The organism is Shewanella yunxiaonensis, from assembly GCF_018223345.1.
Classification (GTDB): domain Bacteria; phylum Pseudomonadota; class Gammaproteobacteria; order Enterobacterales; family Shewanellaceae; genus Shewanella; species Shewanella yunxiaonensis.
On sequence record NZ_CP073587.1, the window covers coordinates 1,532,146 to 1,548,872 of the forward strand.

General features: G+C 43.4%; 11 protein-coding genes. 7 read left to right on the top strand and 4 right to left on the bottom strand.

Annotated features, from left to right (window positions below; genetic code table 11):
- Window positions 1-2,454: an ABC transporter permease gene (locus KDN34_RS07105; RefSeq protein WP_212596558.1), complete on the top strand. Its 2,454-nt coding sequence runs from the start codon at window positions 1-3 to the stop codon at window positions 2,452-2,454.
- A gap of 291 nt (window positions 2,455-2,745) precedes the next feature.
- Here the strand turns inward: KDN34_RS07105 and KDN34_RS07110 are convergent, their stop codons facing one another.
- The 3 genes from KDN34_RS07110 to KDN34_RS07120 all read right to left on the bottom strand — a co-directional run bounded on the left by KDN34_RS07110 (window position 2,746) and on the right by KDN34_RS07120 (window position 10,681).
- The gene (locus KDN34_RS07110; RefSeq protein WP_212596191.1) at window positions 2,746-3,240 is read right to left on the bottom strand and encodes a hypothetical protein; all 495 of its coding nucleotides are present in this window, start codon (window positions 3,238-3,240) and stop codon (window positions 2,746-2,748) included.
- A gap of 113 nt (window positions 3,241-3,353) precedes the next feature.
- Window positions 3,354-7,640, bottom strand: a complete 4,287-nt coding sequence (locus KDN34_RS07115; protein ID WP_228730443.1) for an EAL domain-containing protein — start codon at window positions 7,638-7,640, stop codon at window positions 3,354-3,356.
- 251 nt (window positions 7,641-7,891) lie between these two features.
- Complete coding sequence (locus KDN34_RS07120; protein WP_212596193.1) at window positions 7,892-10,681, bottom strand: insulinase family protein; 2,790 nt, start codon at window positions 10,679-10,681, stop codon at window positions 7,892-7,894.
- Window positions 10,682-10,853: 172 nt separating this feature from the next.
- Here KDN34_RS07120 and sixA point away from each other — a divergent pair, with 172 nt between their 5' ends.
- Window positions 10,854-11,324 (top strand): phosphohistidine phosphatase SixA, encoded by a 471-nt coding sequence (sixA, locus tag KDN34_RS07125; protein ID WP_212596194.1) that lies wholly within the window; start codon window positions 10,854-10,856, stop codon window positions 11,322-11,324.
- Window positions 11,325-11,379: 55 nt separating this feature from the next.
- Here sixA and smrB read toward each other — a convergent pair whose 3' ends face one another.
- On the bottom strand, window positions 11,380-11,910 hold the full coding sequence (gene smrB / locus KDN34_RS07130) for an endonuclease SmrB (protein ID WP_212596195.1): 531 nt from the start codon (window positions 11,908-11,910) through the stop codon (window positions 11,380-11,382).
- 81 nt (window positions 11,911-11,991) lie between these two features.
- Between smrB and prmB the strand changes: the two genes are divergently transcribed.
- The 5 genes from prmB to KDN34_RS07155 are packed head-to-tail and all read left to right on the top strand — an operon-like array spanning window position 11,992 to window position 16,684.
- Complete coding sequence (prmB, locus tag KDN34_RS07135; RefSeq protein ID WP_212596196.1) at window positions 11,992-12,939, top strand: 50S ribosomal protein L3 N(5)-glutamine methyltransferase; 948 nt, start codon at window positions 11,992-11,994, stop codon at window positions 12,937-12,939.
- Window positions 12,940-12,977: 38 nt separating this feature from the next.
- Complete coding sequence (gene aroC, locus KDN34_RS07140; RefSeq protein WP_212596197.1) at window positions 12,978-14,072, top strand: chorismate synthase; 1,095 nt, start codon at window positions 12,978-12,980, stop codon at window positions 14,070-14,072.
- Between the two features lie 5 nt (window positions 14,073-14,077).
- Complete coding sequence (locus KDN34_RS07145) at window positions 14,078-15,268, top strand: MFS transporter (RefSeq protein WP_212596198.1); 1,191 nt, start codon at window positions 14,078-14,080, stop codon at window positions 15,266-15,268.
- A 15-nt stretch (window positions 15,269-15,283) separates the two neighbouring features.
- A complete protein-coding gene (locus KDN34_RS07150) occupies window positions 15,284-16,411 on the top strand; it encodes an ATP-NAD kinase family protein (protein WP_212596199.1) in 1,128 nt (375 codons plus the stop codon).
- A 3-nt stretch (window positions 16,412-16,414) separates the two neighbouring features.
- Window positions 16,415-16,684, top strand: a complete 270-nt coding sequence (locus tag KDN34_RS07155; protein WP_212596200.1) for a YfcL family protein — start codon at window positions 16,415-16,417, stop codon at window positions 16,682-16,684.
- Window positions 16,685-16,727: the final 43 nt, after the last annotated feature.

The following is a 16,727-nucleotide window of genomic DNA, read 5'->3' on the forward strand; positions in this document are numbered from 1 at the left end:
ATGGAATGGACATTAGCTTGGCGCTTATTTAAACGAGAGCTGAAACAGGGCCAACTGTTACTGATCATTCTGGCGCTGACGTTGGCGGTGTTATCGGTTACAGGACTTGCGCGTGTCAGCGAAAGATTACAAGTAGCCATCAATGGACAGGCAAGTAAATTTATTGCTGCGGACCGTATCATCAATTCCCCAGTGCCTGTAGATGAGACAATTTTAAAACAGGCACAAATACTGGGTCTGAAGCTCTCAAGAAACCTTCAATTTAATTCTATGGTGTACAGCGGTGATGCTTTTCAATTAGTCACAGTAAGAGCCGTAGATAATGCTTATCCATTAAAAGGTAAAATTGAATTAAAGAATGGTGCTACAGATACGATGCCAACTAAAGGCACACTCTGGTACGAAAGCCGTTTAGGCGCATTACTTGACCAGCCAAAAACTGTTGAGTTAGGAAACAGTCAATTCATTCTAGGGGCGGTTATTAATCGCCTTCCTGATGCGGGATTTAATATTTTTGCTTCTGCGCCATTAGTGCTAATGCGTCTTGATGATGTGGCTGCTACCGGTGTTATTCAACCGGGCAGCAGGGTAACTTATCTCTATCAGTTTGCCGGAAATTCGCCACAGCTACAGGCGTTCGAAACCTATGCAAAGCCCTTGTTGAGCAGTTCTCAGCGGTGGGTCGATACGCAGTCGGGTGATTCTCCTATTGCAAGTGCCGTTAAACGCGCTGAGCGCTTTTTATTACTGTCGAGTTTAATGGGGATTGCATTGGCTTGCGCCGCCATAGGTATTGCCGCTCAACGTTATTGTCAGCGCCATTATGATGTTGTTGCTATGGTGAAAACGTTTGGCGCCAGTGCCAAGCAGATCCGGATCTTATTCGGGACACATCTTTTGTTAGTAACGGTTGCGGGGGTGGTGTTTGGCCTATTAGGTGGATTGCTATTGGACGCTACCATCACGCTAGCTCTACCAAGTGATATTGCGGCATATGCGGCACCATTAGGCCGTCCGTTAATGCTGGGCATTGCCACAGGGTTTATCAGCGCGTTTATGTTCTCAGCATATCCGTTATTGCGATTATTGGATATTCCACCTTTACGAGTGCTGCAGCGGCAGCTAGAAGGTTCCAGCATAGGGATGTGGCTGCATCTCTCGTTAAGCTTAATCGCTATGGGGCTATTGGGCTGGTTATATTCCCGTTCATTAGCATTAACATTGACGGTCATCGCTAGTGTTGTCTTATTGGGTCTAATGCTAGGTCTAATGGGGATGTTGTTGATCCGCATGGGGCAAACTGTTGGCATGAAAACCAGTAATCCGTTTGCATTAGCGTTGGCAGGGTTGCGGCGGCGGGCTAAACAAAATGCGCTGCAATTGGTGGGCTTTTCCAGTGCCTTAGTGCTATTGCTGACCATTCTCGCACTACGACAAGACTTGCTTAATGAATGGCAAAAGCAGCTTCCAGAAAATGCGCCAAATTACTTTTTAGTGAATATTGCGCCAGAAGAAGTTAAGCCATTACAACATTTTTTACAGCAACACGAGATTAATGCGACCGACATCTACCCGGTTATTCGAGGACGTTTAAATGCGATCAATGGTGAAGAAGTCATTACTCCCGAACAACAGGACCAGGGACAACGTGGTCGGTTAGGTATTTCCAGAGAACTCAATCTCACTTGGCGTAATGCTGTACCACCGAATAATCAAATTTTGGAAGGGCACTTTAATCAAGCCAAAGATGACGTTTCCGTTGAGTCCGGAGTGGCCGAGCGGCTCGGGATCGCTCTTGGTGATAGGTTAAGTTTTGTCATAGATAATCAAAATGTCACCGTTAAGGTAGCTAGCATACGTTCAGTGCAATGGGAAACGATGCAGCCTAATTTCTTTATGATCTTTACCGAACAGGCTCTATCGCCATTTGCCTACACCTCGATGGCTAGTTTTCACCTCAATGATGGCCAGAAAAAAGTTGTGCTAGCGCTTATACGCCAGTTCCCAACGGTTTCGATAATTGATGTCGGGGCGATCATTGCCCAGCTAAAAGGAATTATTTCGCAAGTGTCATTGGCACTGACATTAGTGTTGATCTTAGTGGTAATGGCAAGCGCCTTGGTGATGGTGGCACAGACAGAAGCCGGTATGGCAACGCGACAACGTGAATTGGCCGTCCTCAGAACGTTTGGCGCGCCAGGTCGCTTACTCAAATGGGCGACAGCCCTAGAGTTTGCATTGTTGGGCTGTATTGCCGGACTATTGGCCGCAGTAGTGACTGAGTTTTCGATATGGATATTAAAAACTCAGGTATTTGACCTGAGAGTTTATGCACATTGGTTATGGTGGTGGGGGGCTCCAGCTAGTGGCGCTCTCTTGGTGGCGTTACTGGGACTGTGGCGTTGCCGCAGATTATTGAATAAATCATGTAGCGACTTATTAAGACTCGAATAAATATAAGGGAAGTGGGCAATTTTTCGCCAGCTGGCAATTGCCATACGGCGAAGTTTTTCCACCGATATAATAACTAGCCCCTCTTTAAATCTGTGGTGTTTATTAATTTTAAGCAATAAAAAGGGGAGCCTTAGCTCCCTTTTTCTTTTTAACCATACTATTTAATTCCACCAACCCTTTGCGGTGACAACTTCTAAGTGCTGCAACCCTGCAGGCAGTTGTTCTTTTTTGCGTTGAGGCTTGGAAAAACCCAGTACTTTTTTGATTGAGTTGATCATAGTCTTTTACCTCTTAGGCTACAGCTGTTTCAATTGTTTTCAGTTTGATGTATGGAACGCCAGCAACTTCAGTTGGTTTAAGTTTGATGTATGGAACGCCAGCAACTTCAGTTGGTTTAAGTTTGATGTATGGAACGCCAGCAACTTCGGTTGGTTTAAGTTTGATGTATGGAACGCCAGCAACTTCAGTTGGTTTAAGTTTGATGTATGGAACGCCAGCAACTTCAGTTGGTTTAAGTTTGATGTATGGAACGCCAGCAACTTCAGTTGGTTTGAGTTTTATATATGGAACACCAGCAACTTCAATTGGTTTGAGTTTGATGTACGGAACGCCAGCGACTTCAGTTGGTTTGAGTTTGATGTATGGAACACCAGCAACTTCAGTTGGTTTCAGTTTGATGTAGGGTACCCCTGTAAGTTCCGCTGTTTCTGCTGACTGAGAGCTAGTGACAGCAAAGGCAGAAACGCTGACAAACGCCAAAGCAGTTAAAAATATTCTTTTCATCATCTCTTTATCTCTCTTATTCAGTAAGTTACTCGGCTAGCGGTCAAGTTTTGACGCTGTACAAGAGAGATAAAGCAGATGTTATGCCAACTTTAATTTGACAGTTAAATCAACAATTAATTGGTTCCATTTTGTTGATCGGCGGCTTCGATACTATCAAGGCGTAGATATTCAGTAAAATCACTTTCCGAAATCGCTTTGCTGTATATAAATCCTTGTATTTCCTCACAATTAAGCGCTCGTAGGATATTAAGCTGAGCTGTTTGTTCGACACCCTCACCAACCACTGAAAGCCCCATGTTATGTGCAATTGTGATAATTGAGTCGACCATTTTTAAGTCACGATCCGATTTGTCGATATCATCCACAAAGGCTTTGTCAATTTTAAGTGTATGAATTGGAAAGCGTTTTAGATAAGAAAGCGATGAGTATCCGGTACCGAAGTCGTCTAGAGCCAAGCTGATACCCATTCGAGTCAATTGTTGCATAACTTTTATCGCTTTCTCAGGTTGTTTAATTACTGTCCCTTCAGTAATCTCCAATTCCAAATTTGCAGCCGGTAAGCGTGTTAGTCGTAAAATTGACTCTATTCGCGTTTGAAGATCAGGTAATGCAAATTGCCGTGACGATAAATTGACGGCCACCCGACCAGAAAATAGATTTTGCTCTCGCCATTTCTGCGCTGCGAAGCATGCTTTCTTAAGTACAAGATCACCTATCTCAACAATCAGGCCAGTTTCCTCTGCTAAAGGAATAAACTCTCCTGGTGGGATCATGCCATGTAGTGGGTGATTTAATCTTACTAACGCTTCCATTCCGGCGAGCTTGCCAGTACGTAAACTAATTTTAGGCTGGAAGTAAACTTCAAATAGATCGTCCTTTAATCCTTCTCGGATCAAGCTTTCGACTTCTAATTGCCTTAGCGCATTGCGGTTGAGCGATTCGGAATAAAACTGATAGCGGTTACCACCGGCTGATTTTGCATGATACATCGCGATATCGGCTTTTCTAAGCAACGCTTGCTCATTTTGTTCATCTTCAGGATACAGCACAATTCCAATGCTGACGCCAACGACAAGGCTTTCATCTGCGATAATAAAGGGTTCGTTGAATGCTTCAATTACGTCATTAGCAATTAATGCGCTGGAGCCAATATCCGGGTTTTTATCTACTAAAATTGCAAATTCATCGCCACCTAATCGATAGAGACTTGTATGTTTAGGAATAATATTAGCGATTCGTGAGGCAACCAAACAAAGCAATTCATCCCCAACTTGATGGCCAAGTGAGTCATTAATCTTCTTAAAGTTGTCCAAATCAAGGATCATTAATGTGTGGTGATGGTCTTTTTTCACCAAGTTTTCGAGTGTCACTTGCAGGTTTGAACGGTTAGGTAATCCAGTGAGCAGATCATTGTTAGTGAGACGTCGTAATTCCTCTTCTTGTTGTTTTCGATGCGAGATGTCAGAAAATACCCCAACATAATGAGTTAATACCCCTTGCTCATCATAAATCGCGTCAATGGTCAACTCCATCAGGAATATCGAATTGTCTCCTCGAATAGCTTCAATTTCGGTGTTCCACTGTCCCTGTTGTCTTAAAAGTTGCTTTATTTGTTTATTATATTCATCCGAATAGCGGCTAAAGTGTATAGTTGTACCGACAGTTTTTTCTCTTGTACTACGAGTAATATCACAGGCGGCTTCGTTAAGCTCTACAAATTGAAATTCAGTATCTAAAATAAACACGCCTTCAGAGATATTTTCTATTGCTCTTTCAAAAAGTCTTAACTGTTCTTCAGCTGTTTTAAAACTACTGATATTTTTGATGGTTCCGGTCATACGCGTAGCATGATCTTTATCGTCACGCTCAACAATTTTGGCTCTATCGAGGATCCATAACCATTCACCTGTTTTGCTTCTTACTCGGTAAGTTGCTTCGAAATGATCGGTTTCTCCGTAAAAGTGTTTATTCAGTGCTTCACGTACACGTTCTTGATCCTGAGGATGAATATTACTTTCTTCACCTTCTTTACCTGAGCGTTGGCCATCTCGCGGAAATTCTAATGCTCCCCAGATATTAGACCGGAAAATTTTACCGGATTCTATATCCCAGTCCCACATCTCGTCGCCGCTTCCCCACAACGAAAGTTTCAGACGTTCTTCACTTAATGCGATTTGTCTTTGAGTCTCTCTTTTCTTTAGGAATGCTTTTAGTAACATAAATAAAATTAGAGATGCTGTAAGAAAGTAAGCTGCTTTGGAATAGATTGAAAGCCACCACGGGGGGGTTACTTCGATATTTAATGAAGTAATATTACCTTTTTCAAGAGTTAAAGGATTTGTGGCATAGATGCTAAATACATAATTACCAGGTGATAAATTTGTATATGTTGCTGAATTGATGCCTTTTGATGATATCCAAGTGTCAGATAGACCATCCAGTTTGTAATTATATTCTATATCTTTTTTGTTAATATCTATATTGGGAGAGCTAAAGGTTAATGTGAAAGGGTAATCTGTATATTTTAGTTTTATTTTTTTTGTTTTTGATATTGAAGCGGTTAATATCCCATTTCCAACTTTCTCAGGGGCGTTAAATATCATTAGTTCATCGATTACTGTTGTGAGTATGGATTCCTTTTGCTTTTTGATGTAATCAAAAATCTGAGGGATGTTAATATAACTAATTCCTTCATTTCCCCCTAAGAGGAATCCGTTGTTATAGCCAATTATTCCCTGGGTATTATACTCTACTTGTGCGCCATAGTTAGTGTTTAATAATATTGAAGATTTATTTTTGGTGTCTAGTAAAACAATTTCTTTTATTGATGATGCTATAAGGAGATCATTTCTTATCATCATAGAGAAGATAGGTTTTTTGTTTAGATCAAATATTTTTTTTATGGTTCCATTGTCTTCTTTGTTATAAATTCCTGAACGCGTACCAAAGAAAAGTCCAGAATTATTATTTGCCAAGCAAAATATAATATCCTTGTCAAAAATATTTTTAACTAAACCATTTTTTAAAATAAATAGGCCAGCCTGGCTAGCGATATATATATCTTGTTTTTCTGGCAATATGTCAAATATTGGATTTAGTTTATATATTTCTGTTTTTTCCTCAATTTCTCCATTTGCAATATTTAATTTATATAAAACGCCATATGCTGTTCCTACATAGAGATAATCTGAAAAAACCTTTATCGCAGATATTGGTTCATTAATTATTATTTTTTTTTGGTTATCATCTATATTTATTTTAATTAATCCACTTTTTTCGCCAATATATAAATAGTTTTTTGTAAAAACAGCGGACTTTGCTCCAACATCATCTGCATTGTAGGCAGTGTTGATATTTAAGTTTTTATCATAGACATTAATGAGTTTTGAATTTCCTGCAATTACGATTTTTTCATCATTATCTTTTAATGACCAAACTTGACTTGGAGTATTTTTTAACATTTTAACAAGGTTTTTCGATTCTCTAATGTATATAAACCCGTTGCTGACGTTGGATATTAAAATTCCGTTAGACAGTTTTTTATATAAAATTAAATTAGATGAAGGAACGTTAGTTAAAGAGCCAATCAAGACTAATGATTGTCCATTATGTACTTTGTAAAAAGTATTGTCACGAGTTAAATAGACTTCATTTTTATCACTAAAAATGTGGTCAAATTTTTTATCCAATAATTTTTTTATGTGATTATCGCTAACGCTGTATAATAAATTGTTTTTTAATATAAAAATATTGTTTTTAGTCCAGGATATACTTGAGACATCGTTTGCAATAATTTCACCATTATAGATTAGTTTGTTTTCATATGTTGTGATATAAATATCATTGTTATGGAGTATTATATTTTTTATATCGGAATTTTTTACATTTATATCGAGTTTATTTTTTTTATATTCTTTATCTATTTTGTATTTAGAAGTGTCTGTTATAATTATTATGCTGTTGTAGAATTTATTTATACTTAATATGTTTTCATTTATTCCGAGGCCAGTAAATTTCTCTGTGTTTTTGTCAAAAAAATATAAGTCTTCATCTGTCGCTATAAATAATTTATCAAAATCACTTGAATATAAAACAGCTTTTATATAGGAACTCTTTAATCCAGAGTCTTCACTAGCGTAGTATCCCTTGAAGTCCTTACCATCAAAACGATTTAGTCCGTTCAATGTTCCGATCCAGATGTAGCCATCATCATCTTCTGTAATTGAGGTAACTGTACTTTGTGATAATCCATCAGTAACACCATAACTGTCATAATTAAGCAATACGTCAGCTTGGAATGACATTTCTTCCAAATTTTCGTCGGCGCGGCACGTTGCTGTCAGAAACAATGAGATCAGGGTGAATAGACACAGCAACTTTGAAAGTGAATTTTCAGGCATAATGTAATCTTTTATAGTGGATGCCAAGTCTCTGAAAGTTAACTCTTTCAGAAAGTAAAGTGTTTGTCAAAGTTTAACTTTTTCATGACACTATTTTGATGCTATCGTCGATACTAGCATTACTCGCAATACCGCTGATACTAAGCACACTGTTGTTGGATTAATTTTAATCACATTGCTTCAGTTGATGATCTTGTTCATCTAATCAATCACTTCCATTTCTCATTAACACGCACTAATTAACGTGGTTTTTAAGTGTTGAACTTATGGGCACCCAATTTGAATGATCTTAGATCTGTGATTATCTCTCCAGCCATCAACGGTTCATGTTGTTGATGTTGTTCCCCGGTGCTGAATAACACTAATCGGTCGCTGTGCTTAGTGCGCATTTTCTTCATCATGAATTTGATTAAATCCGCACGAGTTAGGCGTTGTAACTCTAAGACAACCTGTTCACGCTGATCGAAGTGATAGTCCTTATTGCCAACACTCACCCAATAGCGCTGGCTGCGAGTCTTGAGATTTGCATCATGTTCCATGACTTGATTGATCAGACCCTCTTTTGTGGATTCCCACTGTTCATTGGTAATCTGCATCACGGCGTAGTTGAAATCGGCAATGAACTGATCAATGGTTTCGAGCAGTTGTAAAGGTCCCGCAACCGGTGACTGAACGTAAAAAATCATACCTGGATGCCTGTTTAAAGGCAGATATCCGGTACCTACCATGTAACCTAATTGCTTTTGTGTCCGCAATTCATGGAAAAAGGGCGATGACATCGCGTGATTGAGCAAACTAAACAATGCCATTTGCGAAGGTTCAGCGGCTTCCGACTGGTAATACACAATGATTGCACTGTCGGGATGCGCAATATCAAGCTCCCGCAGCAGGGTTCCCGTGCCCTGTAAATTAATCAACTCACGCGCAGATTCCTGACTCGGCTTAGAGACCAACGATAAAATATGCTGCAGTCTTTTCGCTAATGCTCTGGCCTCATTTTCTAGCCAATCACCGTAAACCAACCCCTCAAGATAAATGCGCTGGTAAAAAGCGGTGATATGTTGATTAAGATCTTCTAGCGTACAGTCTTCAAGGGCTTCTGCCATTTTTAACGGCTCGTAACTGCGACGTTGCAAGGTAACGGTCAGACTGGTGAACAGCTGTGAGATGGGTTTCGCTCTGGCACTGTTGTACCAACTGCGCAGTACCTGTCGCTTTATATTGTGGAACTGTTGCTGAGTAAAATTGCTGTCCTTAGCTTTATCAATCAATAGACTTAGTAAGGTTTCCTGTTTACCGGTATAACCTGTCAGATGCAGTGTTATTCCACCTTGATGGGGATAGATGTTGTAGCTAAGTCCGGCCACTTCAGCTTGATAGGTATATTCAGTCAGATAATCCAGTAACATCTCGACATAAAGCCGTGTCAGCGCAGCATGTCTTACTGTCATGCTCGCTTGCTCTGAATCTAAAGAAAGGTATAAGTGTCCCTTAGGAACGTTAAATTCATCATCCTTGCGATGCCAAATGCGATAGCCTGCACCTTCGGCAACAATGATGGGAACGTCTGCGGTGGATTTTTCAGCGCGCGCTAAACTGTCTGCAACGATAAAGGGGTTAGGAGCAGGTAAATGAATTCCCTCTAATTTGTTTACATCTCGCCAGTTAGCCAATCGAGACAGAGAAATAGCCGACATACTATAAGGCGTGAAGTACCAAGCAGCCTGCTTATTCGTATCCAAATCTGGCGCAACGAGTTGTATCCGCATGTTTTGAGGTGTCATCAATGCCAACAATTCATCCATCTGTTGCAGGTGGTTTCCGTCCATGCGGTAATCCCCAAAGATGATATCCTCGGCCGGATAGTGCTGCATATTAATGCTGAGATGACTCGCGAGATCTAGCGGCTTTATCTGTTCTTGGTAGCGGAAGGCCAGTTTTAATAAATTGGCACGTTCTTGATAGCGCCAATTATCGCGGCCCTCTTGATGGATCAATTTTAGATATGAAAAGCAGGCAGCGATCACATCGTCCAGCGCAATCAAGCCAGCATCGGTTAATTGGATGCTGATGTTATATTCTTTAAAGTTGTAGCCGTTAATGCCGCCCCCAGCTGAAAGATTGCTGGCTAGTCCTTTATCCTTAAGCCAGGCCAGCAGACTGCCCGCACCCTCATTGCCTAACAGGTGACTGATGTAGGTCAGGGGTTTACTACGATAATATTCTTCAATTGCCGGCAAGCTGAAACTGATAGTGACCCGCTTTTGTTCTTTCAGTGGCAGGATTTGGATCTGGCTACTCAGCTGTTCATCATTAAAAAGCGGTGTATCTGGATAATCTTTTTGTAGTCGCTGATTGGCGATGTCACTGAAGTATTTATGTACATGAAACTCCAGTTCTTCAAGTGACAAGGGGGCTACCAGACATAACGTCATGAGATTGGCACTGTAGTGTGTCTGATAGAATGTCAACAATTCTTGCCGCAGAACTTCTTCATCACCCGCCAGCGTTTCAAGATTGCCCACGGAAAATTTGGCAAATGGATGAGCAGGATTAACGGTTTCTTTTAGGACTTGATAAATGCGTCTGATATCGTCTTTCTGTTTTAAGCGGAATTCAGATTCAATTGCGTGGCGTTCTCTATCAACTAACTCCTTATTAAATAAGGGAGCTATAAAAAACTGACTGAACCGATCTAATGATTCAGGGAATACTTGGGGCGGTACCGTGTAGAAAAAATTAGTCAGTTCAGTACCGGTCCAGGCATTGTTATTGCCACCGTTCTGGTTGATAAACGACAAAAAGCTTCCCGCATCTGGATACTTCGCTGTCCCCAGAAATAGCATATGCTCCAAAAAGTGCGCCATACCTGGACGGTTGACAGGATCGTCAAAGTGGCCCACATTGACCGCCATGGATGCAGCAGCCTGGGTGGCCAGAGGATCACTGACCATAAGGACCCTGAGGCTGTTTGTCAGTTCCAGATATCGGTAATCCCGGTGATCGTTAAGGCTGACAGTGATGGATTGCATTGAGGTCAAGCGTAAGCTTCCTTGGAGGATGATTCATTATATATTGATGGCCATTAGCTTTTTTGGCAAATACCTGAAGTAGTTTTCGCATAAAGATTGCGGACATGCGGTTTTTCTGCCAACAGAGAACAGGCTACAATAGAGAAATAATCAGAATAATATCTTCTGTAGTGAGTGATGTATGCAGCTATATTTGATGCGCCATGGGGAAGCTGGCCATGAAGCAAGGTACGACAGGGAACGGTCATTAACAGAAACGGGTTTTCATCATACTGCTTTAATGAGCGAGTGGTTGAAGTCTTCCGGGGTTAAATTTCAGTTGGTGTTGGTCAGCCCTTATGTTCGCGCCCAACAAACCTGGCAGGAAGTTTCAAGCCATTTTCCGACACCGCGGAAGAGTAAAGTATTAGATGAACTGGTGCCAGCTGCCGACCCTGAGATGGCGGCGCGGCTGGTGCTGGCGTATGCCGAGCAGTATCAGGCAGAAAACGTATTGGTGATCTCACATATGCCGTTGCTGGGTTATATGGTAAGTGAACTGGTTCCAGGTATTGAACCACCGCTGTTTGCGACATCCTCAGTCGCGATGGTTGATATTATTGGACACCATTCAGAACTGATGTGGCAGCAGACTGCACATAGCATCAGCTAACCTCAGAAATAGCACTGTAGCGCCGAAAGGCGCTTTTTTATCACAAAATCAGCAGTTAACGTCGATGTGGTTGGTCACCAATATCAACTAATATCAATAACGCTGCATCTCCACCCCATTCGCGCGGCGCTTGGTGAAATGCTTTTACCTGCGGATGCTGTGCTAACCATAAGGGAACTTGTTGTTTTAGAATTCCCGTGCCATGTCCATGCATCACACTGCAACATAATTGACACTCCTGGACACAGGCTTGAATTAGCGCTGCGAGCTCCAATTTTGCTTCAGTTTGTCGGTAGCCATGTAAATCCAGCAATAATTCGGGAATGTAATCTCCCCGACGTAATCGCTTGAGTTCCATCGTATTAACATCTTCCCGACGCCAGCGCATAGGGCCGGTTATCGGCAGTAACGGCTGATATATATCGGAAAAATAGCTGTCGGCTTGGTTGTGAACTTCTTTTTCAATCAGCTGCTTACGACTTTTTACTGGCGGTTTAAAGTGGCGCTTATCTTGAGAGAATGGGGTGATCCCCTCAACGAGCTGTTGAAATTCAGTCAGTCCATCTTTGTCATATTTAATGTTCATCAATGCATTTTATTCAATTCTGTTTTTTCTGAACAGAGTTCAGTTACAATGGGATAGTTTTGATTAAGCCGGAGTGCAATTTTGGATAAGATCTTTGTTGACGAAGCGGTTACAGAATTAAGAACCGTAGGCGACATGTTGCGCTGGGCCGTCAGCCGTTTCAACGATGCAGGTATCTATTACGGTCACGGTACCGATAATGCGTGGGATGAAGCAATTTCTCTAGTTTTTCATGCGTTACATCTGCCAGATGAGATTGGGCAGCAAGTTATTCATGCAAACCTTACCAGCAGTGAAAAGCACAAGATTGTCGAGCTGATCATTCGTCGCGTGCGTGAACGCTTACCTGTGCCATATCTGACTCATAGAGCAACATTTGCAGGATTGGATTTCTATGTGGATGAGCGCGTACTGGTACCGCGTTCGCCGATCGCGGAAATGATTGAAAATCGATTTAGTCCTTGGCTGTACAACAAGCCGGTAAATCGAGTGTTGGATTTGTGTACCGGTAGTGGATGTATTGCGGTAGCTTGTGCTTACGCGTTTGAAGATGCAGAAGTTGATGCGCTGGACATCAGTAGCGATGCTCTGGAAGTGGCACAAATCAATATTGAAACTTTAGGGGTCATGGATCGTGTGTATCCGATGCAGTCTGATTTATTCAGTTCCATTCCCGAAGGCCCTCAATACGATTTGATTGTGTCAAATCCACCTTATGTAGACGCGGTCGATTTGGCCAATATGCCGGAAGAATACCATCACGAGCCAAAGTTGGGCTTAGCTTCAGGCAATGATGGTCTGGATATCACTCGCCGCATTCTCGCCCAGGCGGCCGATTATATGACCGATACGGGTCTGCTGGTGATAGAAGTGGGTAATTCCATGGTGCATTTGGTTGAGCAATTCCCAGAAGTCCCGTTCACTTGGGTCAGTTTTGAGCGGGGTGGCGATGGTGTGTTTGTGCTCACCAAAGATCAGTTAATGGAATATCAAGATACGTTTTCTCCCTGGAGAGATAACGCTAAATAATTATTTGTAATTCAGCATATCAGGGGTAGAGCAGTTCGATGTCGGGAAACAGCATAGGTCAGAATTTTGTTGTCACTAGTTTTGGCGAGAGCCACGGTCCGGCACTGGGCTGTATCGTAGATGGTTGCCCGCCAGGGCTGGAATTAACGGAAGCCGATATGCAGCGCGATCTTGATCGCCGTCGCCCAGGCACTTCCCGTTACACTACGGCTCGGCGTGAGCCTGATGAAGTGAAAATTCTCTCGGGTGTATTTGAAGGTAAAACTACCGGGACTTCCATTGGCTTACTGATCCAGAATACTGATCAACGCAGTCAGGATTATTCCAACATCAAGGATCTATTCCGTCCCGGGCATGCTGACTACACCTATCAACAAAAATATGGTACCCGCGATTACCGCGGGGGTGGTCGTTCTTCTGCAAGAGAAACGGCTATGCGCGTTGCGGCAGGCGCTATCGCCAAAAAATATCTGTTCCAACATTTCGGAATCGAGATCCGTGGTTATCTATCCCAACTCGGTCCAGTCATTGCTGAGCAGGTGGATTGGGATGAGATTGAACGTAATGATTTCTTTTTCCCGGATGCCAGTAAAATCCCGGCACTTGATGAGTATATGCGTGAGCTGAAAAAATCAGGTGATTCTATTGGGGCTAAAGTGAGTGTGGTTGCCACTAATGTTCCTGTTGGTCTCGGAGAGCCTGTATTTGATCGTCTGGATGCCGACATTGCCCATGCATTAATGGGAATTAATGCCGTTAAGGGCGTTGAGATCGGTGATGGTTTCGCGGTGGTGACTCAGCATGGCTCAGAGCATAGAGATTTGATGTCGCCTGCTGGATTTGAATCCAATCACGCGGGCGGTGTGCTAGGCGGCATTTCTTCCGGGCAACCCGTCGTGGCTCATATTGCCATGAAGCCCACATCCAGTATCAGTGTTCCGGGTAAGAGTATGACGGTGCAGGGTGACGAAGTGGAAATGGTGACTAAAGGCCGTCATGACCCCTGTGTCGGTATTCGAGCAGTGCCCATCGCAGAAGCGATGCTCGCAATTGTGCTTATGGATCATCTGTTGCGTCACCGAGCACAGAATCTGGATGTTGTTAGTCCCACCCCTGTGTTGGGCATGCGATAAACACCATGATGAATTCTTTTCTCCCAGAGGGCCAACTGCGTTGGCTCTCGGGATGTTATTTTTTCTTTTTCGCCATTCTTGGCGCATTAATTCCGTATTTAGGCCTGTTTCTGGAACATCGCGGTTTTAACGCCGCTGAGATCGGTTTCCTGATGGCGATATTTATGGGTACTCGTATTATTGCACCCAATATTTGGGCCATGGTCGCTGATCGCACCGGACGTCGTTCGGAGTTAGTTAAGCTTGGGAGCCTCACTGCGGCTGTAGGATATCTGAGCTTTTTCTATAACGGCGGTTTTATCTATCTGGCGCTTAGTCTGACGTTTTATACTTTTTTCTGGAATGCCATTCTGGCACAGATGGAAGTGATCACGCTTGAGACGCTTGGTGATAAATCCAATCGTTACGGCAGTATCCGCAGTTATGGTAGCGTCGGTTACATTATCTGGGTGATAGCGACCGGTGCCATTGTCAATTGGTTTGGACCCGAAGCGGTGCTCTATGTCGGCTTGGTGTTGTTTGCCGGATTGTTTTTTTGCTCAATGCCGTTGACTGCAAGCGCCTCAACGGCGGTTAGAGACGACAAGAGTTCGCCGTTGAAATTAACCAAACCCATCATCTGGTTCCTGCTTTCGGCGATGCTATTGCAAGCCAGTGTCGGGCCTTTTTATGGCTTCTTTGTGTTGTATCTCAAACAGGTGGGATATTCCGAGGCGTTAGCCGGCATCTTTGTCGCGATGGGTGCCTTTGCCGAGATTTTTATGTTTGCCATAGCGCCCAAATTATTGGGTCGCTTTTCGGTTCGGACACTACTGATGACAGGAATGGCCGTTACGGCGATACGCTGGGTGCTGGTGGCTTTTCTTCCAGAAAAAATGCCGATTTTGGCACTTAGTCAGGTCATGCATGCTTTTACCTTTGGCTTGGTCCATGCGTCATCTATTCAGTTTGTGCACCGCCATTTTGAGAAAGCGCATCGTAGTAAAGGGCAGGCGTTATACGCCAGCCTCAGCTTTGGTGTGGGTGGCGCATTAGGCAACTGGATCAGTGGTCATATCTGGGGCGACGGTAGCAGTGCTTGGATGGTTTGGATATTTGCCGCAATATGTGCGGTTGCTGCGATGTTAGTTGTGCTGGCGCTCCCCCCAGAAGATCAGAATTCTTCGGATAATCGTAAGCTCGCAGTTGCCGCCTAAGCAGGAGAATCATTGATGCAACCAACATTCCGCTTAGGACTGATTATTAATCCCCTTGCCGGGCTTGGCGGCAGTGTCGCGCTTAAAGGCAGTGATAATGTTGCTGAGGAAGCGTTGCGGCTTGGGGCAATCCCTAAAGCGACTGACAGGATGCGGCAGGCGCTAGACGTCATTATGCCTTATGCAGAAAAACTACAGATCATCACTGCCGCCGGCAGTATGGGACAGACATTAGTTGAGGAAATGGGTTTTCCTGTCAGCTGTTGTTACCAACCGGCTGAAAATACGACGGCTGAAGATACCTGTAAGGTGGCATCTATCATTCTTGCGCAAAAACCAGATTTGCTGTTATTTGCGGGGGGCGATGGCACTGCTCGGGATATCTTCCGCGTAGTTGACGATGGTTTTCCGGTACTCGGGGTTCCTGCGGGAGTGAAAATTCATTCCGGCGTCTATGGCATCACTCCACATGCGTCAGGCATGGTACTGAAAATGCTGTTAGATGGGCAGCTGGTGAGCCTGATGCAAGCCGATGTAATGGATATTGATGAAGTCGCGTTTCGAGCTGGAACCGTTCGCGCCAAACGCTATGGTGAAATGACTGTTCCTGCGGCACCCCGTTATATTCAGTCTGTGAAGATGGGCGGGCGTGAGGTTGATGAACTGGTGCTGGCTGACATTGCCGCTGAAGTCATCGAGCATATGGAAGATGAGCGTTACATCATGGGGTCTGGGTCGACCGTTGCAGCCATTATGGAAGAACTTGGATTAGATAATACATTGCTTGGTGTCGATCTTGTCCAAGATAGGCAGTTAATTGGCCGTGACCTCAATGCGTCAGAGCTATTGGCCGCGACTGATGGCTTTCCGGTTAAGCTGGTGATCACACTTATCGGTGGCCAGGGGCATATTCTCGGACGGGGTAACCAGCAATTATCTCCCGAACTTATCCGGCGAATTGGTAAAGACAATATCATTATTGTTGCCACCAAAACCAAGTTGAAAGCACTTGCAGGAAAACCGCTAATCGTGGATAGTGGCGACCCGGCGCTGGATGCTGAACTCAGTGGCTATTTTCGAATCATTACCGGCTATCGTGATTATGTGATGTATCAGGTAGCTAACCCGGATCTTGCGGAGTAAAACATGCTGGAAAAATATGAACAGGCACTGGAACACTGGCTGGCGGACATTGTAGCCAACGGCGACGACGATGCGTTGTTTGCCAGCGGTTATTTGCAGGGGCATTTTGCTGTGGTATTGGCAGAACTGGAAGCTGAGTCAGAGCAGGGCACAGAGGCTTTGGCGATTAAAATGCAACACTGTTTAAAGCAAGCCGCAAAAGAGCTGGAAGATCCCGATTATCGGTTAGTCGAACATGCCTGGCTTGAGTTACAACGCCGCATTGATGATTAAAACAATAACCCCCGTATTACACGGGGGTTATTGTTTTAATACG

Bases quoted from the DNA above. Each gene is read 5' to 3' on its own strand.
- KDN34_RS07155 (WP_212596200.1), top strand. From the start codon at position 16,415: ATGCTGGAAAAATATGAACAGGCACTGGAACACTGGCTGGCGGACATT.
- sixA (WP_212596194.1), top strand. From the start codon at position 10,854: ATGCAGCTATATTTGATGCGCCATGGGGAAGCTGGCCATGAAGCAAGG.
- smrB (WP_212596195.1), bottom strand. From the start codon at position 11,910: ATGAACATTAAATATGACAAAGATGGACTGACTGAATTTCAACAGCTC.
- KDN34_RS07150 (WP_212596199.1), top strand. From the start codon at position 15,284: ATGCAACCAACATTCCGCTTAGGACTGATTATTAATCCCCTTGCCGGG.
- aroC (WP_212596197.1), top strand. From the start codon at position 12,978: ATGTCGGGAAACAGCATAGGTCAGAATTTTGTTGTCACTAGTTTTGGC.
- KDN34_RS07145 (WP_212596198.1), top strand. From the start codon at position 14,078: ATGATGAATTCTTTTCTCCCAGAGGGCCAACTGCGTTGGCTCTCGGGA.
- KDN34_RS07105 (WP_212596558.1), top strand. From the start codon at position 1: ATGGAATGGACATTAGCTTGGCGCTTATTTAAACGAGAGCTGAAACAG.
- KDN34_RS07115 (WP_228730443.1), bottom strand. From the start codon at position 7,640: ATGCCTGAAAATTCACTTTCAAAGTTGCTGTGTCTATTCACCCTGATC.
- KDN34_RS07110 (WP_212596191.1), bottom strand. From the start codon at position 3,240: ATGATGAAAAGAATATTTTTAACTGCTTTGGCGTTTGTCAGCGTTTCT.